Source organism: Ornithinimicrobium flavum (genome assembly GCF_004526345.1).
GTDB classification, from domain to species: Bacteria; Actinomycetota; Actinomycetes; order Actinomycetales; family Dermatophilaceae; genus Ornithinicoccus; species Ornithinicoccus flavus.
In genome coordinates, this window is record NZ_CP038213.1 from 296,843 (window position 1) to 321,119 (window position 24,277).

Genomic DNA, 24,277 nt, shown 5'->3' on the forward strand with positions numbered 1-24,277 from the left:
TATCACAAGCGGCGGAGACGTCTGTCCTGTCACGGTTGTCCTATGACCCAGACGACATCGGCCACCACGCCGGATCAGCACGCCCCGACTTTCGTTGACCGGGCCGCCCGGTTCACCAGGATTCTCGCCGCCGCAGCCGAGGCCTGGGACGCCCTGACACCGTGCGCGGGGTGGAGCGTCCGAGACGTCGTCGCTCACGTGATCGACACGCAGCGCGACTTCCTGACCGGTCAGGGCCTGGACGCCGGACCTGTAACTGACCTCGCCGACCCCGCCGCCGCGTGGAACGCCCACCTCGACCACGTGGTGGGCCGTGCTGGGAAAGGACCGTGTCGCGGAGAGGGAGTACGACGGCTACTTCGGCCGCACCACCATCCGCGCCACGATGGCGGACTTCTACGGCTGGGACCTGGTCGTGCACGGTTCTGACGTGGCTCGAGCCACTGGGCAGCAATGGTCGATCAGCGATGACGAGGCACAGGCACTACACACCACGGCCGACGGCTGGGGCGAAGCCCTGTACTCCGAGGGCATATGCGCCGCACCTGTCGAGGTCGCCCGAGATGCCTCTGCAACCGACCGACTCCTCGCTCGGCTTGGCCGCGACCCGCACTGGCAACCCGCCTGAGCAGATGCATCGCCACGGCCTGCCCAGTGCCCGGCAATCGGTGCCGGCAATCGCTCGAGCCGGTCTCACTGATTGTGCTAACAAGCGCTCCGGCCTACGAAACGGCACGCGGCAGTACAGGGTGTTTTGGACTGGGCTCTCAGGTCAGGAGGATGGAGCGGACAGTTTGTGGATGAAGTAGCACGAGGCCCCATCTGATTGGGCGAGGTTGTCGCCAGTGGAGATATATCGGGGATTTCCTTCTTCGTCGAGCGACAGCCTGACTGTTCCCCCACCCCTGAGCCGCGCGTTCGCCTCCTGCAGCATGTCTTGGACGGTCATCGCGTCGTCCTCTGTCAGGTCGGGCGACCGCCCGTCCAGGGACTCGACGCTGGCGACCGTGTCGGCTGAGACCGTGATATCGAACGTACCCAGGAAGGCGCGTTCACCGCACAGGCTGGTGACCTGGAAGTTGTAGTCGGCTGGCGCTGTCCAATCGACCACCTCGTTGACACCAGCGAGCGTTGGCAGGTGCCAGCGGGCGGGCCCAAGCGAGCATGCAGCCGTACTGGAGGCCTCGCCGCCATTCAGGCAGGCCGCGTCGACCAGGTCCTTGCCGAGAGCGTCCGCCGGGAGCTCCACATCGAGGTACTCCACGTCGTTTGCCGGGCAGTCCGCGCCACCCGGAAAGTGATCGACCGGGGTGCTGATGACGACCCGCTCCTCTTCCACCAGGACCGTCGGTTCCAGTACCTCCCCCGTCACGCCGTTGGCGCAGCCAAGCCGGGTGACGCCCAGGTGAACGGTCGCACCCCTAGGGGTCGGTTCAGGTGCCGCCATCACCTGCCAGGTCGCGGCGTCTTGGGGGATCTCGGTCTTGGTTGTAGGGCTGCCCACCGTGCTTTCGAGATTGCCACAGCTCGTCAGACCCAAACCGATGACGGCGGCGACGACCGTCCCTAGGACAGGCCACCGGAGTCCGCTTCGCCCAGCCACGCTGCTACGGCTCACAGTTTCCTCCACTGGTCGAGTGAGCCTCCGACGACGAAGGCAGCCCGATGGTTCCCTATGCCAAATGCGGCATGATCGGACGAGCGTAGCCGTCCTCAGCCCGGCATGATCGGACGAGCGTAGCCGTCCTCAGCCCGGCATGATCGGACGAGCGTAGCCGTCCTCAGCCCGGCATGATCGGACGAGCGTAGCCGTCCTCAGCCCGGCATGATCGGACGAGCGTAGCCGTCCTCAGCGCGGCTACGTGTTTCATTGACGTCAGGATCAGGCCCGGCCAGGCTCGGTCCTAGGTGACCGGGGTTGCCGCTCTCAGCCTGGATCCGCCGAGCGGGTTTCGTGAGGAGGTCGCGCGTCGCTGAAGACGATTTTTGGAGCGGGTCGGGGTTCTGGGCGTGGGAGGTCCGCCGGTCTGCCCGGCTTTTCCACTTGTGGTCGTTCCTCGAAGGGTCAGGGGGCTGGGTCAGGAGGGGGCGTAGGCGGCGTCGTGGAGGCCAAGCCAGGGGTGCTGCCAGGGCCAGTTCGTGGGCAGGTGCAGGTGGAGTCGTCGGGCCCGGTTGGCGATCCGGGCGGGGATCTTGATCAGCTCGTCGCGGATCGTGGCGGGTCGGGCCCAGGCGTGCCGGGTCGAGGCCAGGACGCCGGCGGCGCGGGTCAGGTTGTAGGCGATCGCGGCCAGCACCGTCCACGCACCGTTGGCCGAGAACGATCCGGAAGGGACGTGAGCCAGCGGCCCTGATTTCAGGTCGGCGATGACCTGCTCGACGATCGCGTGGTCACGGTGCGAGGCCTCCGCGGCCAGCATGGACAGGGGTGAGTCGGTGAACACGGCGTGGTGGCGGTAGGTCGCGAACAGCTCGTCCTGCCCGGCCTTGGTCGCCTTGGGGTTCAGGCGTCTGACGCGGCGCACGATGAGCCGGGCGGTGACGTGCTCGGCCTTCTTCCGGGACGTGAACGCTGTGTACTCGACCTCGGTGACCTGGGCGTCGGAGACCCACCGGTCCTCGGCCTGGTCCCAGATCGCGTTCGGGTACTTGATGGACACCCAGTCGTCCTCGGGGATCCGGGAGATCGCGGCGGTCACGGCCGGGTCCATCCGGGCGGTCAGGGAGAACCGGGCCCCGGCCCGGCGGGTCGCGGCGACGACGTCGTGGTTGTAGTAGGCCGAGTCCGCGCGGACGGTCAGAGTGCCGGTGGCACCGGCCCGGCGGGCGGTGGCCAGCGCGTCGGCGATCAGCCGGGCCGCGCCGTGCGCCGAGGCGGCGTTGCCCTTGCGCAGCCTCGTGGCTGCGAGCACCGGTGCCGCGGTCGGGGTGGACAGGGTCGCGACCTGCACGTTCAGGCCCTTGACACCGGTGTAGCCGTACCCGACCCCTTCCTTGGCGTACCCGTGGGTCGCGCGGATCGTGTCGTCGACATCCAGGTAGGCGACCTGATCGGCGCCGGCCAGCAGGCCCGGGACGATACCGGCCAGGTTGGCCAGGACACGGGAGCCGACGGCGTCCAGCTGGCGGACGTGGCCGAAGGTGTAGCCGCGCAGGTGGGTGCCCAGCGTGGTCGGCGCCCGGAGTCCGGTGAAGACCCGGTCCATCCCACCGTGGCGCACCACGTCCATGTCCTCGATGCTGTCCGCGCCGGCGACCATGCCCGCGACCAGCGAACTGACCTTGAGGTCGGCGTTGGCGCCGGCCGAGCCGGGCACGCTGACGTGCCCGGCCACCAGATCCTCCAGCCCGGCCTCCTCGGCCAAGCCCATCACCGGGACCAGGCCGGCCGTGCCGATCAGGTTCGGGTCATCGAACACGGCGGAGATGTTGTGGCAGACTCGCATTATCGGGTGCTCCTGTTTTCTGGTCGATCGAACTGTCGCAAGTCCAATCGTCCCAGGTCACAGGGGCATTCGTGTGTTACGACCCGGCTTGGTCACCCAATACATCGGCGGATCGAGGCTCAGTGCGGCTGCCCACGCCGTTGGTGTGAGGCTCACATTTGGCCTGCGCTGCCCCGGTCACCGCCAGGGCCGGGAGAGGCTCAAGAGGGGTATGCCCAGCCGAACGTAGCGGTGCCCTCCCAGCTCGACACCACCTGTTGGCACGAGCAAGGGAGCAAGGGCATGGATGAGCAGATCGGCCAGGTCGTGATCGGGGTGGACCCGCACAAGCGCAGCGTCACGATCGAGGTGATGACCGCTGATGAGAGCATCGTCGGCGGCGGGCGGTTCGCCACCGACGCAGAGGGGTACGCCCGCCTGCTGGACTACGCCCGGTCCTGGCCGCAGCGGGTGTGGGCGGTCGAGGGCTGCGCCGGGATCGGCAAGCACGTCGCCGACCGCCTCGTCGCCGACGGTGAGATGGTGGTCGACGTGCCGGCGAAGATGTCGGCACGGGTGCGGGTCTTCGCCACCGGGCAGGGTCGCAAGACCGACGCCACCGACGCCCATTCCATCGCCCTGGTCGGGGTGCGGATGGCCGGGCTGCGCCCGGTCCTCGCCGACGAGCAGGCCGAGCTGCTGCGGATGTGCGTGGACCGGCGCGCCTCGCTGGGCCGCGAGCACACCCGCAAGGTCTGCCAGCTGCACAGACTCCTGCTCGAGCTCATCCCTGGCGGGGCCAAGCGGTCGCTGTCGGCGGCGCAGGCCAAGGAACTGCTGAAGACGGTCCGCCCGACCACGACGGTGGGCAAGGTCCGCAAAGCTCACGCCGCCGAACTCGTGGCCGACCTGGCCACGATCTACGCGCGCAGCAAGGCCGCGGACAAGGAACTGAAGGCGCTGGTGAAGACGACCGGCACCACCTTGCTCGACCTGCACGGCATCGGTCCCTCCGGCGCCGCCAGGCTGCTCGCCGAGGTCGGTGACGTCACCCGCTTCCCCGACCGCAACCACTTCGCCTCCTGGAACGGCACCGCCCCGATCGACGCCTCCTCCGGGGACCACACCCGCCACCGGCTCTCCCGCAAGGGCAACCGAGCGATCAACCGGGTGCTGCACATCATGGCCGTCGTCCAGCTGCGCAACGCCACCGAGGGCCGGGTCTACTACGACCTCAAGAAAGCCGCCGGGAAGACCTCCATGGAAGCGATGCGCTGCCTCAAACGCCGCCTGTCCGACCTGGTCTACAAGGCGCTGCTCGACGACCTCGCCGAGCACGCGACGACGGGCCCGGGAGGGCACTCGGGTGACGACTCTGACTCCAGCGCGACCGGCTCACAACCCGCTGCCGGCTCTTCGGACAAGCCACTTCCCGGACCCGCCACCACCAAGCCTAGAACCACCCTCCCAGCAGCGTCTTGACACAGAGGGGTGCCAGATCAGGACGTCAGCCGTTCCAGCCAGGGGTGTGTCGGAGAGGTTAGTGCGATGGCGTCGTGGAGCCACGTGCGCTGGGCGGGCCCCAGGTGCGCGATGGTGGCGTGGAGGTCGTGCTCGTCCTTGGGGCGAGGTGATCGGGACTTGTAGAGGAGTTGCACCTCGGGCGCGAGGTAGGGGATGCCCGAGGGCGACACCCGACGCGTGTCCGCAAGGCTCATGCGAATCCGCGGGTCTCGGCGAGACACCCAGTGGCTGCCGTCGGAATCGTCGATCATGAACTGCACCCGCCACGGGCCTTCGGCGTTTTCACGGCACCAGATGTCGTGCACGCTGGTCGGCAAAGTCTCGCCGGGTCGCCAGCGGCGCAGCGTTCCAGGTGGGTCGGCTGCGAAGATCTGCCAGTCGTGCAGGCGTTCCTGGATCAGCTGCTGGTCTGCACGCAGGACGAGAACGTCGATGTCGGCGTGTCTGCGGGTCTGTCGACCCACGAACAGGTCGATGGCCCAACCGCCCGCCACCAGCCAGGGGCGATCCGCTCCTCCCAGCAATACTTTGACACCTGCCGGGGACAGGGGCGACCAGGGTCCAGTCACCACTGGTTCGACTCCCATGAAGACAGCCTGGCACGGCGCCCTCATCGTCAGGAATGCAGCAAGACTGTACGTTCGAGATGCTGGTCGTCCTAGGGTTGCGGTCATGCCTCGCGTCGTCTTCATGTGTGGCCCCGCCGGGTCCGGAAAGTCGACCGTTGCCCGCCGGCTTGAGGCTGGCGGCATGGTCCGGCTCTCATACGACCAGGAAGCTTGGAATCGAGGACTACTGGTGATGCCGTTGCCGCAGGCCACGCACGAGGAGATCGAGAGGCACCTTCGCCGACGTCTGATCCAGCTCCTCGAGCATGGCCGCGACGTCGTTCTGGACTTTTCAGTTTGGTCGCGCGCTATGCGCGACGACTGGCGTCGCCTTGTGGCTGAGTACGGCATCACTGCGGAGACCATCTACATGACGACCGACAGGGAGACCTGTCTGGAGCGCCTACGAACGAGAGCACAAGACCACGGGGACGACTTCATCCTGGACCCTGACATCGCGGCCCACTATTTCGTCCACTTCCAGCCGCCCACGGACGACGAAGGCCCGCTGACCGTTCATTGCTGAGCCCAACCGCAGCGGGGTGTCCGGCCCTCGCGCGATGCGGCATGACAGGACGTCTAGCCGAGTTGCGATGGGGGTGATGCAGACGGCGCTGGGCATCGCAAACGGGGAAGGGTGATGACGCTGTGCGCGAGGCAACAACTCCGGATCGGGAGACCTTGGTGGTTCGGTCGGCGGGGCGGCTGGCCACCGCGACCACCCCTGGACGGCAGTGCGGGAGGATTGCCCCGTATACCGGTGTGTCCGTGCGCGCGTCTTCGTGCCGCGCCCTTCGTTTGGACGAAAGTTGAAGCCAGGGAAGCAAGGAGATGTGATGGAACTCGTTACGCGGGTCGATGTCGGGGACCCGAGACGGACCCGGGTGGATGCCAAGTGCCTGCTCTCCATCGAGTTGGATGATGGTGAGCGCGTTCCGCTGCTCACCGATCGAGGATGGGGGTCAACCGCGTCGTGGACCGAAACCAGCATGGAGGAGATGGAGACCGACGCCCTGACGGTTGTCGGGCCTGACGCCCCCTTCGATGACCACACCGAGGAGGAGATGGCCCGCGGCTACTGGAAGATGTTGGAGCGTGAAGCACGGGACCGGAACGTGGCCATCACCGCAGAAGAACTCGCCGAACTTCCGCACCATGTCGAGTTCACGGAGGAAGTCTTCACCCGAGTAGAGGGAGTGAACGGGGCCTGACTGGGTGAGCAGCTCAACCTAGCCCAAGGTCAGGATCCCGGCAGGTATCCCGACCCCCGCATGTCGACCTGTCGGTAGTCCGCCACACCGGTCACACCCGCTATCACCCTGCGGCGCGAGCGTGCGTCCACGCTGCACGCGGCAGACATCCCAGGTTCTGGTTCTGTCAAGCGGCCTTGTTGAGGTGCTGCTGCCAGGCAGTGTTCTCGTCGTAGAAGGTCCGGTAGCGCAGGCAGCCGTGGAGGATGCCGACCCAGCGGTTGGCCAGCTGGCGTAGAGCGGCTTGGTGCCCGACGCCTCGTCTGCGGAGGGCCTGATAGTAGGCGCGGGCACCGGCGGAGCCGCGCATGGAGCAAAAGGCCCACTGCTGCAGGGCATCGCCGAGGCGCCGGTTGCGGGCGTACCGGGCCAGGACCACGCGTCTGGTCCCTGACGCTCTCGTGATCGGGGCGGTGCCGGCGTAGGCCTTGCGGCCTTTGGCGTCGGCGTAGCGGTGGGGGTCGTCGCCGAACTCGCCGAGGATCCGGGCACCGAGGATCACACCCAGGCCGGGCAGGCTGGTGTAGATGTCAGCGTCCCGGTGCCGGCCAAAATGCTCGGCCACCACCTGCCCGAGGGCCTCGACCTGGGCGTTCAGCACGGTGATGAGCGCGACCTCTGAGGTCACGATCGCCGCGTAGGCGTCCTGTATGGGGTCCGGCTGCCGCAGCTCCGGGGTAGTCAGGATCTGCCGGATCTTCTCCGAGCGAGCGGTGACGTCGCGCCGGTTCGCCGCGGTCAGCGCACGCACGATCTTGGCCCTAGACAGCCTCGAGGCGCTGTCCGGGTCGGGTGCCTGGGCCAACAAGACGAGTGTGTCCGGCTCGTCCAGGTCCTCGAACGCGGACAGAGCCGCGGGGAAGAAGTCCCGCAGTGCGGCGCGAAGGCGCAGCACGTGGCGGGTCCGGTCCCAGATCATCGACTGGTGCGCTCGGGCGGTGACCTTGACCGCCTCTCCGGTGGCGCTGTCGCCGGCGACCGGGCGGTGGTGGGCCCGGTCCAGGCGGACGATCTCGGCCAGCAGGTGGGCATCCGCGGTGTCCGACTTCGCCCCGGAGGTGGAGTGCCGCTCCCGGTACCGGGCGACCGACTTGGGGTTCAGCCCGTACACGGTGTATCCCGCCGCGACCAGGGCACCGACCCAGGGGCCCCGGTCCGTCTCGATGCCGACCAGCACCTGCGCGGCCGCCTCGGCCGGGTCTAGGTCCGCCCACTCCTCGGGGGCATGCTCGGCGACCAAGGCATGCAGCCGGGTGATTCCGCCCAGCCCCTCGGGCAGGCGTCTTCGCGCGAGGATCCGACCCTGGCCGTCGACGAGCTCGACGTCGTGGTGGTCCTCGGCCCAGTCATCACCTATGAACAACATCGCTAATGCCCTCCTTCGCCTCGTTGCGATCCTTGCTCAGCAGCGTGGAGGAGGACTCCCGGCGATCTAATGGTCAAGTGCTCACCCGAATGATCTGGGGGCACGTCATCCCAGCAGCGGTCACGCCTCCTCACGACCGGCGGGCGCACGGTCTGCCGCAAGACCTCAACGATCAGATTCGGAGAGTGCTGACCCGCCGGCCGCTACCGGAACCGAGCCTGCCAGAGGATCGGTACAACCCATTAGATTCGCACGCCGAGACGGCTGGCTGGGAAGTCCTCCATCGTGTGGTGGGGCCGTCTGGGCACGCGTAGTCTGGGTTGCTCTGTCGGGCGCGCTCCGGGCGCTAGCCCCGGTCTTTCATGAGGTCGGGCTGGTTGGCTCGGCGCGAGCGTGATGGTCATCGCCTTTCGGATTCGGCGCGTGGACGTGGGGTAGCGCCGGCTGGCGCTGCCGGGCTGCGGTTCTCCGGGTTCCTGGTCGTGAGCGGACGGGGCGGTCAGGGGTGTCGGGGGATGGCGGCGATGTTCGCGAAGACCGCGACGATCGCTGCCGCCCAGGGCCAGGACCTCGGGATCCGCAGCCGTCGGCGACGGGCGGCGTGGGTGAGCCGGGCGGGGACGTGCAGGAACCGGTAGCGCAGCGCCTTGGGCTCGCACGCGGCCAGGGGTTTGGCCTCACCGGTCAGGGCCAGCAGACGGGTCCAGGCGATGAGGTCGGCGGCGATGCCGGTCAGCAGCAGCCAGGTCTGGTTGATGCCGAACTCTCGTGAGGGAAAGCGTCCCAGGCCGGAATCCTTCGCGTGCCGGATGCGGTCCTCCACGCGGGCATGGGCGCGGTGGCGGGCCTCCAGGAACGCCAGCTGCCCGACGGCAGTGTTGGTGACGAACGCCTGGTAACGCCACCCGTCGGCCTCCTCGAACAGGGACAGCTGCGCACCGGGGTGGGGCCGCTCACGGCGCACGATGACCCGCATCCCCTCGGGCCACGTCGCGAGCAGGTCCGCGTCGATGAGGCCGGTCAGCTCGGCGACGTGCCCGCCTTCGCGCACACCACCGTCGGCGTCCACCGCCGGGGTCCAGGTCTGCTTGGGCACCAGGACGATCGCGCCGCGGACCTGCTCGGTGAGCGCGAACCCGACGGAGTACTCCACCCGGCGGCCGCGGACCTTGCCCTGGGCGGTGAGCCAGTCCAGCAGGTCGTGCGAGGCACCGGCCCCGTCGGAGCGGACCAGCAGGTCCTTGCGGTGGGTGCCGGGGACCTGGGCGATCGCCGCAGCCAGGACCTCGATGTGATCGACGGCCGTGTTCGACCCGGCACGACCGGTGCGCAGCTTCGCAGCCAGAAACTCACTCGTGTTGTCGCACCACACGCCCAGGGGGTGGAACCCGAAGGTCCGCTTGAAGGTCGGCGCCGCCTGTTCCTTCTCGCTGTGCGCGATCACGATCGTGGCATCCACATCGAGCACGACGACCTGTCCCAGGTCGCTCCCGGCGACCTTGCTGGCCGGCAACCCACCGGGGATCAGGGACCAAACGCGGCGCCGGACCCTGGCCCTCGCGGCGGCGATCTTCCTGGCCCGGGCCGGTGTGACCTCGTCCAGAGCACGCCACACCGTCGGTGGTGAGGCGACCGGCCCGAGCACGCCGCCCTGGTGGCGCAGCACGTCAATGTCGGCGATCGCCTCCCCGCCGTCGGCGAGCATCACCGCCACGTCGCTCAGCACCTGGCCGCGGTCGTGGACCGGCACGAACGAACGGCGGGCCATCGCCGCGGACAGCTCCCCGGTCAGGCCGGTGCGCTCGGCCAGCAGGCGCAGCCCCACACTGCCCGCGTGGGCCACCACGCCGACACCATCAGCAGAGACGGACAACCCCGACGACCACGACGTACGCTTCACTTACCGAGTGCTTCCTGCTGGGCGACCTGGGACCTTAGACAAGTCCAAGTCTTCCCTGATCAGGGAGCACTTCGGTGCTTCTACACGCCGATCACACCACCACCCCGTGAACGATCCGGGCTAGTGTGCATGTGACGGGCCCGGCCGGCTGTGATTCATCCAACTAGAGGGGTTGCGTGTCTGCCTTGAACCCACGGGCCGTAGATCTGATTCAGGGACTGCTCATCGCGTTGGCTGCCGTGCTCTTCGGTGTTGCTCTCATCCTGGGGGACATCACGCTGCCCCAGAGCGTGGTTGGGGGCAGCTTCCTTATCCTCGCCGGCCTCTGCTGGGCAATCGCGGTCTTCCTTCGAGGGCGGCAGACCCCGCATTCCAGCGTGACTCGCTGACTGGCTTGCAGCGTGAGGCTGCCTGCCCACCCAGTCCAAAGGGGCCGACCGGCGGCGCTAATGGGTGTGCAGCCTAGCGACGTCCCACGCTCCATGCGGCATGAGCGGACGGGTGCTCAGGCACCGGCCTCAACGCGATTTGCTCCAGTTGTCTGCCGTCATGAGCCAGGGCTGCTACATCCTTGGGCCCTCGCCCGGCCCATCCGACGACACATCGACCGTGCCACGGAACGGCAATGTGTCGCTCATCGACAACGAGGCGAACGACCTCTGCGCTGACCCGGACCATGCAGTAATTGATCCACCTTCCACGGCCAGGCCACAACTTCCTCGCGCCGCTGTCCAGGACGCCACCAGCGCCTTCTGTCCTCACGATCCGCGGTTGGGCATCGGGGCGCGGGCTCGGCCCCGAAGGCAGCACTGCAGGTCGGTCGTCAAGAGCGTCGTCATCCAGTGGTCCACCGCCACCTCCCAGCATCGTCCACTCGCTTCCGCGCCGAGCGAGGACGTAGGTCTCCTCGACGTTGCACCCCACACTTCTGCGAGCAAACATCGTGACCGCGATGTCATCGGAGACATCCACGGCCATGGGAACGTAGCGCCGGCGCCGGCTCAATCTCGTCGCCGGCGTGAGCTCACGCGACGCGATGAGTCGACGGCTCTCGCCTACCGCGTCGTACGCCATGCGGCCAACCTACGTTTACCAGTACAACAGCTTCAGGACCGTCGGCCCGGACGGCAGAAGAGTGTGTCGCGCTCGAAGCGCTTTCGCTAGGCGAGATGCCGGTTGATAGCTCTTAGCATGTAGTCGTGCGGATCGAGCCAGAGCCTGTGATTTCCACCGACACGGTGGTGTTGCGGCCGTGGTGCGCGGGTGATGTTGAAGCGTTGACCGCGATCTACAGTGATCCGCTGTCGGCCCAGTTCATCGAAGTCCCTCAACCGTACGACGCGGCGCAGGCGACCGAGTTCGTGCGACGAGCCGCTCGGTCACGCGCTGCAGGGACCGCGTTCCATTATGCGGTGACCGTGCCCGGGGCCGACACGGTTGTGGGGTCTGCATACCTGCACGACCTCGCCTCAAGCGAGGTCGCGACCCACGTGTCGTACTTGATCCGCCCTGATCGTCGGGGACGAGGATTGGCAACCGCCGCGCTGGTCGGGCTCACTGAGGCTGCTCTGGCAGCCGGCTTCCTGCAGGTCTTTGCGCGGATCGAGCAGGGTAATCGCGCCTCGGAGGCGGTTGCCGCCAAGGCGGGCTTCAGGGTTCTCTGGTCCAACGACGAGGAAACCTGCTGGCACAAGATTGCGCAGAACGCCTCGAAGTAGAGCGGTCCAATTCTCTGACCGTACGTCGTGCGGATCGCGGCATGAGCGCGCACAACTGATGCGCACGTCGCCCGCGGGCGTTCTCTTGATCGTGGCGCAGGCTACGTGCGTCCTTCAGCTTCCTGGGGAACCATTGCAGGCTCTTCACAATCCAGGGTGTAGTTGGGGTCTGAAGCCGCCGGCTTCCAGGAGAGCTCTGGCGATGTAGTGGGTGATGTTGCGGAACCCGAGGGCCAGTCCGCGCAGGTGCTCGAGCCGTCCATTTACGGCTTCGGTAGGGCCGTTGCTGGTGCGGGGCCGGTCGAAGTAGGCCAGAACGTCGCTGGCTCGTCGGGCCAGGGTGCGGCCGAGCTTGCGCAGCTCGACCAGCGGCCCCGGGACGCCCTCGGTCAGGGCGTCGATCACGGACCTCATCTCGGTCCGGCCGCCGGCGCGGTCGGGGTCGCGGTAGGCGTGGATCATCCGCTGGTAGATGCCCCAGGTCACCTCGACCTGCACGTGCTCATCGCCGGCGAAGAGCCTGTCGAGACGCTCGTGCTGACGGTCGGTGAGCAGGTCGGCGCCGGTGTGCAGAGTCCGACGGGCGGAGTAGAGGGGGTCGCCCTTGCGGCCGCGGTGCCCGTGCAGCTCCTGCTGCACGCGACGGCGGCACTCATCGAGGGCGTCACCGGCCAACCGGATGACGTGAAATGGATCCATGACCGTCACAGCCTCGGGCAGCTCCTCGGTGGTGGCGGTTTTGAAGCCGGCGAACCCATCCATGGCCACGGCCTCGATCCCGTCGCGCCAGGCCTGGTCCCGCTGCTCGAGCCAGTCCTTGAACGCTGCCTTGGACCTCCCCTCGACGACGTCCAGCAGGCGGGAGGGGCCGGTGCCGTCGCGGACCGGGGTGAGGTCGATGATCACGGTGACGTACTTGTCACCACGCCGAGTGTGCCGCCAGACGTGCTCATCCACGCCTAAGACACGGACGCCATCCAGCCGGGTCGGGTCGGCGATGAGCAGCCGCTGTCCTTCGGCCAGGACCGCGTCGTTGGCGGTGTTCCACGACACCGCCAGGCCCTCGGCGACCCGGGACATCGACAGGTGGCCGACCACGATCGCGACCAGGCCCCACCGCAGCCCGGCGCGGGAGATCTTCGCCCGTGGCTCGGCCGCGGCCGTGGTGTCCTGACGCCACACGTGGCTGCACTCGGTGCACCGGTAGCGTCGGATGGTGAGCAACAGTGTGGTGGGACGCCACCCGAACGGCTCGTGCGCCAGCTGTCGGGTCACGGTGTCCCGCGGAACGCCATGGCAGCCGCACCGCTTGCACCAGTCGTCCGGCTCGAGGACCCGGCAGGCCAGCACCGCACGGTCAGGCTTGAGCAGCTGGCCGGTGACCACCAGACCCAGGTCGTCCAGGCCGGCGAAGGTAGTCAGGTCGGGGCGCGTGAAGGTAGCGTCGGACATGTCGAGGTCTTTCGGATGGGCGGCGTAGGAACCTCCATCATCGGAAGACCTCGACGTCTACCCCGTGACCGACGCGCCAGCGCCCTCTACACCCTCAACTGTGAAGAGCCCCATTGCAGCCGGATGGGCGTCTGAGTTCGCGAACCCCCACAGCGATAGGAGGGGAGCTGCGTGACGACGAACGTGCGCGTTCCTTGCGTCCTGGGTGTTGCTGGCATCCTCATCTTCGTGGTCGGGTGCGACGCCCCGCAGTCCGCGAACATCTCCGACCCGGTAGTGCAGACCGTCGCGGACGAGAACGTCCCGACGGCCACCGGTAGCCCTGCGGGTGACTTCACAGTCCAGAAAGTCTCTCCTGGCGAGTCCTGGGACAAGGCAGTGCAACCGCTGATCGTGAGGGTCAGCAATCAGTCTTTCGACGACCCGGACGTGAATCTGAGCGCGACTCTTGACGGTGTGGCCCTGTTCGATGAGGTATTCGCGGTCGAGGGTCAGCACGCGGTCACCTTGTTCGGCGTCGACGTGGAACCGGGGTCGCACACGCTTACCGTGGTCTCCGACAGCGGAACTGTAGTCGAGCAGGCCTTCGACCTGCCGGCAGGCGAGCAGCGATGGCTCGTGGTCGACTACTGGTACTTCGACCCTGACACTGAGGGAGAGTCCTGGGGAGGGGAGCAAGAACCTGGCCCCTCGTTCACCGTATCCGTGTCTGACAAGCCGGTCTACATTTCCTGACGGTGCTGGCGGCCCGCCTGGTGACGAGATGCAGAGGAGACGGCACGGCGCCGTCCAGGCAAACCGTGCACCATCAAAGTTCTTCTGCAGGAACCGAAGTTCGTCAACTTGGTGCGCCTCGCGGCATGGTCGGACGCTACGCGTTCACAGCGGCATGGTCGGACGCTACGCGTTCACAGCGGCAGACATCCCAGGTTCTGGTTCTGTCAAGCGGCCTTGTTGAGGTGCTGCTGCCAGGCAGTGTTCTCGTCGTAGAAGGTCCGGTAGCGCAGGCAGCCGTGGAGGATGCCGACCCAGCGGTTGGCCAGCTGGCGTAGAGCGGCTTGGTGCCCGACGCCTCGTCTGCGGAGGGCCTGATAGTAGGCGCGGGCACCGGCGGAGCCGCGCATGGAGCAAAAGGCCCACTGCTGCAGGGCATCGCCGAGGCGCCGGTTGCGGGCGTACCGGGCCAGGACCACGCGTCTGGTCCCTGACGCTCTCGTGATCGGGGCGGTGCCGGCGTAGGCCTTGCGGCCTTTGGCGTCGGCGTAGCGGTGGGGGTCGTCGCCGAACTCGCCGAGGATCCGGGCACCGAGGATCACACCCAGGCCGGGCAGGCTGGTGTAGATGTCAGCGTCCCGGTGCCGGCCAAAATGCTCGGCCACCACCTGCCCGAGGGCCTCGACCTGGGCGTTCAGCACGGTGATGAGCGCGACCTCTGAGGTCACGATCGCCGCGTAGGCGTCCTGTATGGGGTCCGGCTGCCGCAGCTCCGGGGTAGTCAGGATCTGCCGGATCTTCTCCGAGCGAGCGGTGACGTCGCGCCGGTTCGCCGCGGTCAGCGCACGCACGATCTTGGCCCTAGACAGCCTCGAGGCGCTGTCCGGGTCGGGTGCCTGGGCCAACAAGACGAGTGTGTCCGGCTCGTCCAGGTCCTCGAACGCGGACAGAGCCGCGGGGAAGAAGTCCCGCAGTGCGGCGCGAAGGCGCAGCACGTGGCGGGTCCGGTCCCAGATCATCGACTGGTGCGCTCGGGCGGTGACCTTGACCGCCTCTCCGGTGGCGCTGTCGCCGGCGACCGGGCGGTGGTGGGCCCGGTCCAGGCGGACGATCTCGGCCAGCAGGTGGGCATCCGCGGTGTCCGACTTCGCCCCGGAGGTGGAGTGCCGCTCCCGGTACCGGGCGACCGACTTGGGGTTCAGCCCGTACACGGTGTATCCCGCCGCGACCAGGGCACCGACCCAGGGGCCCCGGTCCGTCTCGATGCCGACCAGCACCTGCGCGGCCGCCTCGGCCGGGTCTAGGTCCGCCCACTCCTCGGGGGCATGCTCGGCGACCAAGGCATGCAGCCGGGTGATTCCGCCCAGCCCCTCGGGCAGGCGTCTTCGCGCGAGGATCCGACCCTGGCCGTCGACGAGCTCGACGTCGTGGTGGTCCTCGGCCCAGTCATCACCTATGAACAACATCGCTAATGCGGCTCTTCACAGTTGAGGGTGTAGAGGGCGCTGGCGCGTCGGTCACGGGGTAGACGTCGAGGTCTTCCGATGATGGAGGTTCCTACGCCGCCCATCCGAAAGACCTCGACATGTCCGACGCTACCTTCACGCGCCCCGACCTGACTACCTTCGCCGGCCTGGACGACCTGGGTCTGGTGGTCACCGGCCAGCTGCTCAAGCCTGACCGTGCGGTGCTGGCCTGCCGGGTCCTCGAGCCGGACGACTGGTGCAAGCGGTGCGGCTGCCATGGCGTTCCGCGGGACACCGTGACCCGACAGCTGGCGCACGAGCCGTTCGGGTGGCGTCCCACCACACTGTTGCTCACCATCCGACGCTACCGGTGCACCGAGTGCAGCCACGTGTGGCGTCAGGACACCACGGCCGCGGCCGAGCCACGGGCGAAGATCTCCCGCGCCGGGCTGCGGTGGGGCCTGGTCGCGATCGTGGTCGGCCACCTGTCGATGTCCCGGGTCGCCGAGGGCCTGGCGGTGTCGTGGAACACCGCCAACGACGCGGTCCTGGCCGAAGGACAGCGGCTGCTCATCGCCGACCCGACCCGGCTGGATGGCGTCCGTGTCTTAGGCGTGGATGAGCACGTCTGGCGGCACACTCGGCGTGGTGACAAGTACGTCACCGTGATCATCGACCTCACCCCGGTCCGCGACGGCACCGGCCCCTCCCGCCTGCTGGACGTCGTCGAGGGGAGGTCCAAGGCAGCGTTCAAGGACTGGCTCGCGCAGCGGGACCAGGCCTGGCGCGACGGGATCGAGGCCGTGGCCATGGATGGGTTCGCCGGCTTCAAAACCGCCACCACCGAGGAGCTGCCCGAGGCTGTGACGGTCATGGATCCATTTCACGTCATCCGGTTGGCCGGTGACGCCCTCGATGAGTGCCGCCGTCGCGTGCAGCAGGAGCTGCACGGGCACCGCGGCCGCAAGGGCGACCCCCTCTACTCCGCCCGTCGGACTCTGCACACCGGCGCCGACCTGCTCACCGACCGTCAGCACGAGCGTCTCGACAGGCTCTTCGCCGGCGATGAGCACGTGCAGGTCGAGGTGACCTGGGGCATCTACCAGCGGATGATCCACGCCTACCGCGACCCCGACCGCGCCGGCGGCCGGACCGAGATGAGGTCCGTGATCGACGCCCTGACCGAGGGCGTCCCGGGGCCGCTGGTCGAGCTGCGCAAGCTCGGCCGCACCCTGGCCCGACGAGCCAGCGACGTTCTGGCCTACTTCGACCGGCCCCGCACCAGCAACGGCCCTACCGAAGCCGTAAATGGACGGCTCGAGCACCTGCGCGGACTGGCCCTCGGGTTCCGCAACATCACCCACTACATCGCCAGAGCTCTCCTGGAAGCCGGCGGCTTCAGACCCCAACTACACCCTGGATTGTGAAGAGCCGCTAATGCCCTCCTTCGCCTCGTTGCGATCCTTGCTCAGCAGCGTGGAGGAGGACTCCCGGCGATCTAATGGTCAAGTGCTCACCCGAATGATCTGGGGGCACGTCATCCCAGCAGCGGTCACGCCTCCTCACGACCGGCGGGCGCACGGTCTGCCGCAAGACCTCAACGATCAGATTCGGAGAGTGCTGACCCGCCGGCCGCTACCGGAACCGAGCCTGCCAGAGGATCGGTACAACCCATTAGATGCGGACGATCAGTCCGGGGGGAGCGGCGCCATCACGCGATAGGGCTCGTTCCTTGTGGCGCGTGTGCCCAGCAGTTCGACCGCGACAGCTTAACCGCTATGCGCTCAACAAAGTATATACGTGGCCGTGACATACCCGCTCCCATACTCACACAGCCGTTCCTTTCTGCTGGACGGAAAGGGGGTCTGCGGCCGCAGAGCTGCGAAGCTTCAGACGGGGCGTCGTGAATCATACGCTGCGGCCCCAAACCCGTATCCCATGCCCGCGCCCAGGACTCCACCGATCGGAGCACCGAGTATGCCGCCGATCAGGACGCCGGCTGCAGCACCCAGGATCAGCCCTACAAACCGCAGCCACCTACGTGTTAGGGCTCGGTCAACGCTCACCACACGCTCCTCGTAGGTCGTGGACTCAAAGTCCGTGCTCTTCACGACGACACTTACCCAGAGTGGCACTATGAAGAAGAGCCCGGCGGTATACGCTGCCAGGCATACCGCGACGACCTCGTAATGCGGCCCTCCACCACTGAAGTTCGCCCAGAAGGCGCCGACTGCTCCTGCAAGTGCAACGGAGGCGGCGAGCCCCAGAAGGAGGAGTCTTAGGCGGAGGAACGGTTGGTGTCTGTGGTGATACTTGGCGAGCCTGTCGGTTGAGCTGCCGCCTGTGGGAACAACGATTGGAAACTCGCCCTTAAAAACCTTCGCCGCGAGGGCGTTGCGGGCGGAAATGTCGAAGGCGAGCTGCATAGCCGTCCCGGTGGTCAGAACAGCGCTGATCAGGAGGAGCAGCCCTCCGAGCGGTCCGAGAAGGGTCCAGTCGCTCGGGGTCATGTCCTCGAGACGAACGCCGACATAGCCCACCAGTACTCCCAGCGCCATCGGAAAGATGGTCGAGAGCCCCAAGGCCAGCACGATTCCCACAGTGCTCTCGGTGGGTGCGAGGCGGCGTCCAACAAGCTGGGCCACGGCGTGCCGGTGCAGGTCCTGCACGATCCGGTGGCGCCCTGGCGGCAGCGTGTCATCCTCGACCTCCAGGATCTGCCGCCATAGGGCCTCGTCGCGCCGAAGCCGGGCACCGCGACTGGCAGCTGGCCCAGCTGCAGCCACGGTCGCGAGCGTGGCCACCCCGGTGAGCACGGCAGCTAGCGCGTCCCAACTGATTTCCATAGGACACCTTCTATCACCCGCGATTCCGATGGGTACGCCCCGTCTGGCCGGAACGGACAAGACATGGGACTGCTGCACCGATAGGTGACACTGACTGACAACCTAGTCTGGTCCCGCGTCCGCGGTGCGGCTACGTGTTTCATTGACGGCAGGATCGGGCCCGGCCAGGCTCGGTTCTAGGTGACCGGGACGGTCGTTCTCTTTGCGGCTGCCCACGCCCTTGGCGTGAGGCTCGCAATTGGCGTGCGTCGTCCCGGTCACCGCCAGGGCTGCGAGAGGCTCAAGAGGGGTATGCCCAGCCGTACGTAGCGGTGCCCTCCCAGCTCGACACCACCAGGGTTGGCACGAGCAAGGGAGCAGAGCATGGACGAGCAGGAGTCACCGCGGGTCGTGATCGGGATGGACCCGCACAAGCGCAGCGTCACGATCGAGGTCATGACCGCCGACGAGAGCATCGTCGGCGGGGGCCGGTTTCCCACCGACGCCGACGGGTACGGACGGCTGCTGGCCTACGCCCGCCAATGGCACCAGCGGATCTGGGCGGTCGAGGGCTGCGCCGGGATCGGCAAGCACGTCGCGGACCGGCTGGTCGCCGACGGTGAGGACGTCGTGGACGTGCCGGCGAAGATGTCGGCGCGGGTGCGGATCTTCACCACCGGGCACGGGCGTAAGACCGACGTCACCGACGCCCACTCCATCGCCCTGGTCGGGGTACGCATGTCCGGGCTGCGCCCGGTCATCAACGACGAGCAGCTGGAGGTGCTGCGGATGTGCGTGGACCGGCGCCGGTCCCTGGGCGAGGAGCACACCCGCAAGGTCTGCCAGCTGCACAAGCTCCTGCTCGAACTCATCCCCGGCGGGGCCAAGACGTTCCTGTCCGCGGCCCAGGCCAAGGAGCTGCTCAAGAAGGTCCGCCCCACCACGGCGGCCGGTAAGGTCCGCAAGGCCCACGCCCTGGAGCTGACAGCTGACCTGGCCACGATCTACGCCCGCACCAAGGCTGCCGACAAGGAGCTCAAGGCCCTCGTCGCCGAGACGGGGTCCTCGTTGATGGACCTGCACGGCATCGGACCCTCCGGCGCCGCGCGGCTGCTGGTGGAGGTCGGCGACATCACCCGCTTCCCCGACCGCAACCACTTCGCGTCCTGGACCGGTACCGCCCCGATCGACGCCTCCTCCGGCGAGCACGTCCGTCACCGCCTCTCCCGGGGCGGGAACCGTCAGACCTGAGTTTGGACAGGTAGTGCGTCCTCGCAGGGCCTCGGGCTGCTGACCTGCGGTGTTGTGTTTCGGGTGGTGGTGTTTCACGCACTAATCGGATGCGTCTAGCCTCCTGGTGTGGCGTTCATCAGGCGGGTGCCGACCAAGTCGGGGGCGACGGCCGTGCAGATCGCCGAGTACGCCCAGGGGCGGCAGCGGATCGTCAAGCACCTTGGGTCTGCGCACACCGAGGCCGAGCTTGGGGTGCTGCTGGCCCGGGCCCGGGAGCTACTCGAGAACCCTGCGCAGGGCACTCTGGAGCTGGACGTGGAACCAGCGCCGGTGGCGGCGTCGCTGGTGCGACCGGCTCCTGAACCGGCGCTGTTCGACACGCCCGCCCCAGCGTCGCCGAAGGTCCGGGATGCTTCTGGCCGGGTGGTCGGCACGGACAGCCGGGTGCTCTTCGAGGCTCTGACCGCGGTGTACGCCCAGCTGGGGTTCGACGTGGTCGGTGATGAGGTGTTCGCCGATCTGGTGATCGCCCGGGTGGTGGAGCCGACCTCGCTGCTGGATGTCGCGCGGGTGCTGGGCGACCTGGGCCAAGAAGCGGCGAGCTACAAGACGATGGGGCGCACCCTGGCCCGCGCGCAGGAACGCGGGTACCGCGACCTGGTCGCCGGGGCCTGCTTCGAGCACGCGGTCAGCACCGGGGACGTCTCGCTGATCATGTACGACGTCACGACCCTGTACTTCGAGGCCGAGAAGGAGGACGACCTGCGCAAGGTCGGCTACTCCAAGGAACGCAGGGTGGACCCACAGATCGTGGTCGGCCTGCTGGTCGACCGGGGTGGGTTCCCGCTGGAGATCGGCTGCTTCGAGGGAGACAAGGCAGAAACGGCCACGATCGTGCCGATCGTCAAGGCCTTCCAGGCCCGGCACTCCGTGGCCGACATGGTCGTCGTCGCCGACGCCGGGATGCTCTCTGCGGACAACCTCAAAGAACTGGACGCGGCCAACCTGCGGTTCATCGTCGGCTCGAGGATGACCAAGGCACCGATCGACCTGGCCTCCCACTTCCGCTGGCACGGCGATGCGTTCACCGATGGCCAGGTCATCGACACCATCACCCCGCGGGTGTCCACCACGCGCGCTCGGGCCGTTAACGACGTCAAGAAGCGGGCCGAGCCGGTGTGGGACCCCGCCGAGCACGAGGTCTCCTGGCGGGCCGTGTGGGCCTACTCGGCCAAACGGGCTGCCCGGGATACGAAGACCCTGACCCTCCAGGAGAACAAGGCCAAAGCCGTCGTCGCCGGCGAGAAAGCCGCCCGCACCCCGCGGTTCGTGAAGAAGGGCCAGGGCGCCCCCAGGCTGGACGAGGCGGCCCTGGCCAGGGCCCGCCGCCTGGTCGGTCTGAAGGGCTATGTCACCAACATCCCGGCCAGCATCATGCCCGCCCGCGAGGTCATCTCCTCCTACCACGACCTCTGGCAGGTCGAGACCTCCTTCCGGATGTCCAAGACAGACCTTCGCGCCCGCCCACTGTTCGCCAGAAAACGCGACGCGATCGAGGCCCACCTGACCATCGTCTTCACCGCCCTGGCCATCTCACGCGAGATCCAGAACCGAACCGGCCTGGCCATCCGCAACGTGATCCGCCAGCTCCGGCCGCTGCGCTCGGCCACCATCGCGATCAACGCCAGCCGGCAGACCTTCCCGCCCCAGATCCCCGCCGACAAGCAGGCCCTCCTCGACGCCCTCCATCACCGGTGAGGTCACGCACTAACGAAATGACCAAACTCAGGTCAGATCAACCGGGTGCTGCACGTCATGGCCATCGTTCAGCTGCGCACCAGGACCACCGAGGGCCGCGCCTACTACGACCGGAAGAAAGCCGGCGGCAAGACGTCCATGGAAGCGCTGCGCTGCCTGAAACGGCGCCTGTCCGACCTGGTGTACAAGCAGATGCTCAACGACCTTGCCGGGCACACAGCGACGGGCCCGGGAGGGCACCTGGGTGACGACTCTGACTCCAGCGCGACCGGCTCACAACCCGACACCGGCTCTTCGGACAAGCCACTTCCCGGACCCGCCACCACCGAGCCTAGAACGACACTCCCGACGGCGTCTTGACATAGAGGGGTGCCAGTTGCGGATCGTTGTTGGACGCCTGGCCTCCGCCCCTACAGCTGCCCCTGATACCAGGCCTGAACGGCGGCGCCACCATCGTGATAGAGCAGCTCGTTGCCACGGTGCGCCGCCTCTGACAGCGATCGAGTCACCTGCTGGAGCTCTGCAACATCGAAGAAGTTCCGCACGTAATACGGCTCCTTGGACTTGCGACGGTGCAGTCCGTCCGCAACCGGCAATGCGTGCAGGAGATCGTTCCGGTCGTCCCGGGCCGATTCGAGCTGGGCGATGAATGGGTCAAGCCCTGGCACCGAGCCCCGCTTCCCGAGGGGCTGCAACCGGTTGATCAGCGCGCCAAGCGGATCGCTATACATGGCGGCTGAGTCCACGTTGCCGAATACACGTGCGAGGTCGAAGCAGATGCCGGCGACCCGCGACGCGGCGTAGGTGGCCCGGCCCAACTCTAGGAGCCACTGCTCGTGCTCGGGGTGCTGGGAATTGCCTGGGTGCTTAGGCCCTGTCGAGTGTGCGGAGTTGGTCATGGGCCGAATCTGCACTATCTGATCCTGGCGCCTGGGTGTTGCCTGGCCAAGGAGCGACGCTCGCGACCACGGCGGCATGAGCGAGCTCGAGAAGAGGGCTTCGAAGGCGGCCCGCAAGATCCGCTCTAGAGGCGTGGCGGCTACCCCGCGCCCCTACATGCCATCCAAACCGATGGCGCTTCGAACCTGAAACCGGAGAGAGTCGTCTGCTCGCAATTGCTGCAGCCCGCTCTCTCGTACAGGTCAGCTGAGTATATAAGGAGGCCCTAGATGTCGTGTCGCGCGCCCTTGACTCGCGGATGGGGAAAACGCCGAGAAATTCACCCACGCTTTCTTTAAGCAGGCGATCATACTTCGCCTCCAGTTCGGCCCCGGCTACGCTTGCGCTAAGGCTGACTGTCGACCCATCCTCCACAGTAGTCAACGACTGCGCCTGATCTTGGAGTTCACCTCTTACATCCTGCAAGCGCTTCTTCCGGAGTATGTTTCCTTTGACTCCTGCGTCCTTGAAGAGATTCCCTTAACGCTGATAGAGCCGCAGTCTCAAGTGCCGCGGCATCTTGTCCGAGGTGCTCCGATTGCACCGCGCTCATGTGGCTGATGACATCCGGCAAGTAGAACACATTCTCGACTTCATGCACCGATAGGTGCCGAACGCCGTCCGGTGTGGTCTCGCGACGGAAGTCTTTATCGACCACGCCCATGGCCTCCAGCCAGTGCAGCTCCCCGGAGTCCCGCAATCCCCCACGGCACGCAGGACAGATGTGCAACTACCGACGGCCACGACGTTCTTCCCTGGCAGGAACGCTTCGTAGAGCAACTGATCAATGCCGCCTGATACTCCTTCGTGAAAAAGGATCGTACGCGCCCCCCTAGCACCGCGCGGCGCAGATGCTCTGGCAGTTCTCCAGTGGCGGGCACTACCTCCAACGCCCAAGCCTGGGGTTCCTTGTCAGCCCACTGGCACTCCGACACGACGTACGTGGATCCAGTGGCACCCAGCTCTTGAGCCAAGTCCAGGTCATGGGTGAAGATGACGAAAGAGTCCTTCGGGCGGACTTGCGTTAGCGCGACAATTAGCGGGGCGGAGATGGACCGATGGAGATGTCTTTCCGGTTCATCGATCAACTGAATCGAACCATCATCTGAGACGAGGACGTCAGCGAGCAAAAGAAGTGCTGATTTTTCACCATCGGACATCTCGGCCGCAGGGTACGACTGTCCTTTATGGTTAGTGCAGATCAGTTCCGAGTTCGCGCCAATCTCTATCTGCGCATTAAGGGCCGCACTTCTCAAGAGCTTATTCAGAAGCTGCAGCGGGCCGTCGGTTCGCAAACCTTCTGTCGTCTCACCAGCGCGGACCCGGTCAGCTATTTCGGCGTTGCGCGAGTTCTGTCGATCGATCAAATCCACGATGATTGCGGGAGCGCGATATTGATCGCCATGGTCGCGCCATCGAGAGTCCACGCTCGCATCCCAGGAGTCGAAGCTTCGCTCATACTGCACACGTTGAGCTGCAGAGATATCGGGGTAGAAGAGCTTAGCCAGATTCGACGATGGGGACGAATATCCGATTAATTTTTCTGCCCGGAGAGTCTGTTTGCGATTGAGGCACTTAGAGCTGACTTACCGGATCCATTTGGTCCCACTATCGTAGTGGTGTGCCCGGAGGAAAGGTCCAGGTCAATGCTGTCGCCCCCAATTAGTGGAACAGTATAAGTCCTCTCCACCAGATCTTCCCTCCCGTAGTATCGGCCCACCGCAGTGCCTCCGCGGTCCTGTGTGGGGGCCACGGTAGCGCAGATGAGGGTTGTGACGGTGCACCCCTTATAGGCCGGTGCAGCCAGTTGAGAAACCTGAACTCTGCTCGACTACGGCGACCACTCGCGCGGGCACCTGGGCGACGTCGCGGTTAACGCGCACAAGCATCCGGACATCGGCGGATCCGGTCTGTCACGACCGCCTGTAAACTAGCGTGAGACTCCCCGCTCCAGGTGGATCACGCCCTGCAGGAGGATTGGTCTGGGGCAGCGCGCGAGGCGACGGCGTGATGGCGTCCTTAGAGTCTTCTTGGCCCGACCCGTCTCCGAGTGCCACGCCGCGCCCCATACCGGTGAAGGAGATGGTCCGGCTGGGATC

General features: G+C 66.8%; 22 protein-coding genes. 11 read left to right on the forward strand and 11 right to left on the reverse strand.

Annotated features, from left to right (window positions below; translation table 11 throughout):
* Positions 1-42 precede the first annotated feature (42 nt).
* On the forward strand, positions 43-429 hold the full coding sequence (locus tag E3Z34_RS20040) for a maleylpyruvate isomerase N-terminal domain-containing protein (protein ID WP_134772174.1): 387 nt from the start codon (positions 43-45) through the stop codon (positions 427-429).
* Complete coding sequence (locus E3Z34_RS17800; protein WP_170212972.1) at positions 314-628, forward strand: DinB family protein; 315 nt, start codon at positions 314-316, stop codon at positions 626-628. The genes E3Z34_RS20040 and E3Z34_RS17800 overlap by 116 nt, the downstream gene beginning before the upstream one ends.
* Positions 629-772: 144 nt before the next feature.
* Here the strand turns inward: E3Z34_RS17800 and E3Z34_RS01390 are convergent, their stop codons facing one another.
* Together E3Z34_RS01390 and E3Z34_RS01395 are read right to left on the reverse strand one after the other, a co-directional pair.
* On the reverse strand, positions 773-1,540 hold the full coding sequence (locus tag E3Z34_RS01390) for a hypothetical protein (protein ID WP_134772175.1): 768 nt from the start codon (positions 1,538-1,540) through the stop codon (positions 773-775).
* Positions 1,541-2,078: 538 nt separating this feature from the next.
* Positions 2,079-3,446, reverse strand: coding sequence for an IS1380 family transposase (locus E3Z34_RS01395; protein ID WP_134772176.1), 1,368 nt, complete (start codon positions 3,444-3,446; stop codon positions 2,079-2,081).
* Positions 3,447-3,728: 282 nt separating this feature from the next.
* Here E3Z34_RS01395 and E3Z34_RS01400 point away from each other — a divergent pair, with 282 nt between their 5' ends.
* Entirely contained in the window at positions 3,729-4,907 is a 1,179-nt protein-coding gene (locus E3Z34_RS01400) for an IS110 family RNA-guided transposase (protein ID WP_134772177.1), read from the forward strand.
* 17 nt (positions 4,908-4,924) lie between these two features.
* Here E3Z34_RS01400 and E3Z34_RS01405 read toward each other — a convergent pair whose 3' ends face one another.
* On the reverse strand, positions 4,925-5,536 hold the full coding sequence (locus tag E3Z34_RS01405; protein ID WP_202976997.1) for a nucleotidyltransferase domain-containing protein: 612 nt from the start codon (positions 5,534-5,536) through the stop codon (positions 4,925-4,927).
* 85 nt (positions 5,537-5,621) lie between these two features.
* Between E3Z34_RS01405 and E3Z34_RS01410 the strand changes: the two genes are divergently transcribed.
* Together E3Z34_RS01410 and E3Z34_RS01415 are read left to right on the forward strand one after the other, a co-directional pair.
* The gene (locus E3Z34_RS01410) at positions 5,622-6,083 is read left to right on the forward strand and encodes a P-loop nucleotide/nucleoside kinase family protein (protein WP_134772178.1); all 462 of its coding nucleotides are present in this window, start codon (positions 5,622-5,624) and stop codon (positions 6,081-6,083) included.
* Positions 6,084-6,393: 310 nt separating this feature from the next.
* A complete protein-coding gene (locus E3Z34_RS01415) occupies positions 6,394-6,768 on the forward strand; it encodes a hypothetical protein (protein ID WP_134772179.1) in 375 nt (124 codons plus the stop codon).
* A 166-nt stretch (positions 6,769-6,934) separates the two neighbouring features.
* Here the strand turns inward: E3Z34_RS01415 and E3Z34_RS01420 are convergent, their stop codons facing one another.
* Together E3Z34_RS01420 and E3Z34_RS01425 are read right to left on the reverse strand one after the other, a co-directional pair.
* The gene (locus E3Z34_RS01420) at positions 6,935-8,173 is read right to left on the reverse strand and encodes an IS110 family RNA-guided transposase (protein WP_134772180.1); all 1,239 of its coding nucleotides are present in this window, start codon (positions 8,171-8,173) and stop codon (positions 6,935-6,937) included.
* A gap of 499 nt (positions 8,174-8,672) precedes the next feature.
* Positions 8,673-10,073: an IS1380 family transposase gene (locus tag E3Z34_RS01425; RefSeq protein WP_134772181.1), complete on the reverse strand. Its 1,401-nt coding sequence runs from the start codon at positions 10,071-10,073 to the stop codon at positions 8,673-8,675.
* Positions 10,074-11,272: 1,199 nt separating this feature from the next.
* Between E3Z34_RS01425 and E3Z34_RS01430 the strand changes: the two genes are divergently transcribed.
* Complete coding sequence (locus E3Z34_RS01430; RefSeq protein WP_134772182.1) at positions 11,273-11,791, forward strand: GNAT family N-acetyltransferase; 519 nt, start codon at positions 11,273-11,275, stop codon at positions 11,789-11,791.
* A gap of 144 nt (positions 11,792-11,935) precedes the next feature.
* On the opposite strand, the gene E3Z34_RS01435 is transcribed toward E3Z34_RS01430, so the two are convergent.
* Positions 11,936-13,243 carry an ISL3 family transposase gene (locus E3Z34_RS01435; RefSeq protein ID WP_134772183.1) on the reverse strand — a complete coding sequence of 436 codons (1,308 nt, stop codon included), beginning with the start codon at positions 13,241-13,243 and terminating at the stop codon, positions 11,936-11,938.
* 171 nt (positions 13,244-13,414) lie between these two features.
* On the opposite strand from E3Z34_RS01435, the gene E3Z34_RS01440 reads away from it, so the two are divergent.
* Positions 13,415-13,978 (forward strand): hypothetical protein, encoded by a 564-nt coding sequence (locus tag E3Z34_RS01440; protein WP_114929746.1) that lies wholly within the window; start codon positions 13,415-13,417, stop codon positions 13,976-13,978.
* 206 nt (positions 13,979-14,184) lie between these two features.
* Here the strand turns inward: E3Z34_RS01440 and E3Z34_RS01445 are convergent, their stop codons facing one another.
* Positions 14,185-15,423, reverse strand: coding sequence for an IS110 family RNA-guided transposase (locus tag E3Z34_RS01445; protein WP_134772180.1), 1,239 nt, complete (start codon positions 15,421-15,423; stop codon positions 14,185-14,187).
* A gap of 119 nt (positions 15,424-15,542) precedes the next feature.
* Between E3Z34_RS01445 and E3Z34_RS01450 the strand changes: the two genes are divergently transcribed.
* Complete coding sequence (locus E3Z34_RS01450; protein WP_134772184.1) at positions 15,543-16,850, forward strand: ISL3 family transposase; 1,308 nt, start codon at positions 15,543-15,545, stop codon at positions 16,848-16,850.
* 462 nt (positions 16,851-17,312) lie between these two features.
* Here the strand turns inward: E3Z34_RS01450 and E3Z34_RS01455 are convergent, their stop codons facing one another.
* Positions 17,313-18,239 (reverse strand): hypothetical protein, encoded by a 927-nt coding sequence (locus E3Z34_RS01455; RefSeq protein ID WP_134772185.1) that lies wholly within the window; start codon positions 18,237-18,239, stop codon positions 17,313-17,315.
* Positions 18,240-18,632: 393 nt separating this feature from the next.
* Here E3Z34_RS01455 and E3Z34_RS01460 point away from each other — a divergent pair, with 393 nt between their 5' ends.
* The 3 genes from E3Z34_RS01460 (at position 18,633) to E3Z34_RS01470 (ending at position 21,599) form a co-directional block, all read left to right on the forward strand.
* Positions 18,633-19,499: an IS110 family RNA-guided transposase gene (locus E3Z34_RS01460; protein WP_238695291.1), complete on the forward strand. Its 867-nt coding sequence runs from the start codon at positions 18,633-18,635 to the stop codon at positions 19,497-19,499.
* 108 nt (positions 19,500-19,607) lie between these two features.
* Positions 19,608-21,239: an IS1634 family transposase gene (locus tag E3Z34_RS01465; protein WP_134772099.1), complete on the forward strand. Its 1,632-nt coding sequence runs from the start codon at positions 19,608-19,610 to the stop codon at positions 21,237-21,239.
* A gap of 57 nt (positions 21,240-21,296) precedes the next feature.
* A complete protein-coding gene (locus E3Z34_RS01470; protein WP_194092428.1) occupies positions 21,297-21,599 on the forward strand; it encodes a hypothetical protein in 303 nt (100 codons plus the stop codon).
* Positions 21,600-21,649: 50 nt separating this feature from the next.
* Here E3Z34_RS01470 and E3Z34_RS01475 read toward each other — a convergent pair whose 3' ends face one another.
* The 3 genes from E3Z34_RS01475 to E3Z34_RS20050 all read right to left on the reverse strand — a co-directional run bounded on the left by E3Z34_RS01475 (position 21,650) and on the right by E3Z34_RS20050 (position 23,931).
* Entirely contained in the window at positions 21,650-22,138 is a 489-nt protein-coding gene (locus tag E3Z34_RS01475) for a hypothetical protein (RefSeq protein WP_134772186.1), read from the reverse strand.
* Positions 22,139-22,825: 687 nt separating this feature from the next.
* Positions 22,826-23,644, reverse strand: a complete 819-nt coding sequence (locus E3Z34_RS20045) for an AAA family ATPase (protein WP_420818966.1) — start codon at positions 23,642-23,644, stop codon at positions 22,826-22,828.
* Positions 23,645-23,712: 68 nt separating this feature from the next.
* Positions 23,713-23,931, reverse strand: coding sequence for an ATP-binding cassette domain-containing protein (locus E3Z34_RS20050; protein WP_420818967.1), 219 nt, complete (start codon positions 23,929-23,931; stop codon positions 23,713-23,715).
* Positions 23,932-24,277 lie beyond the last annotated feature (346 nt).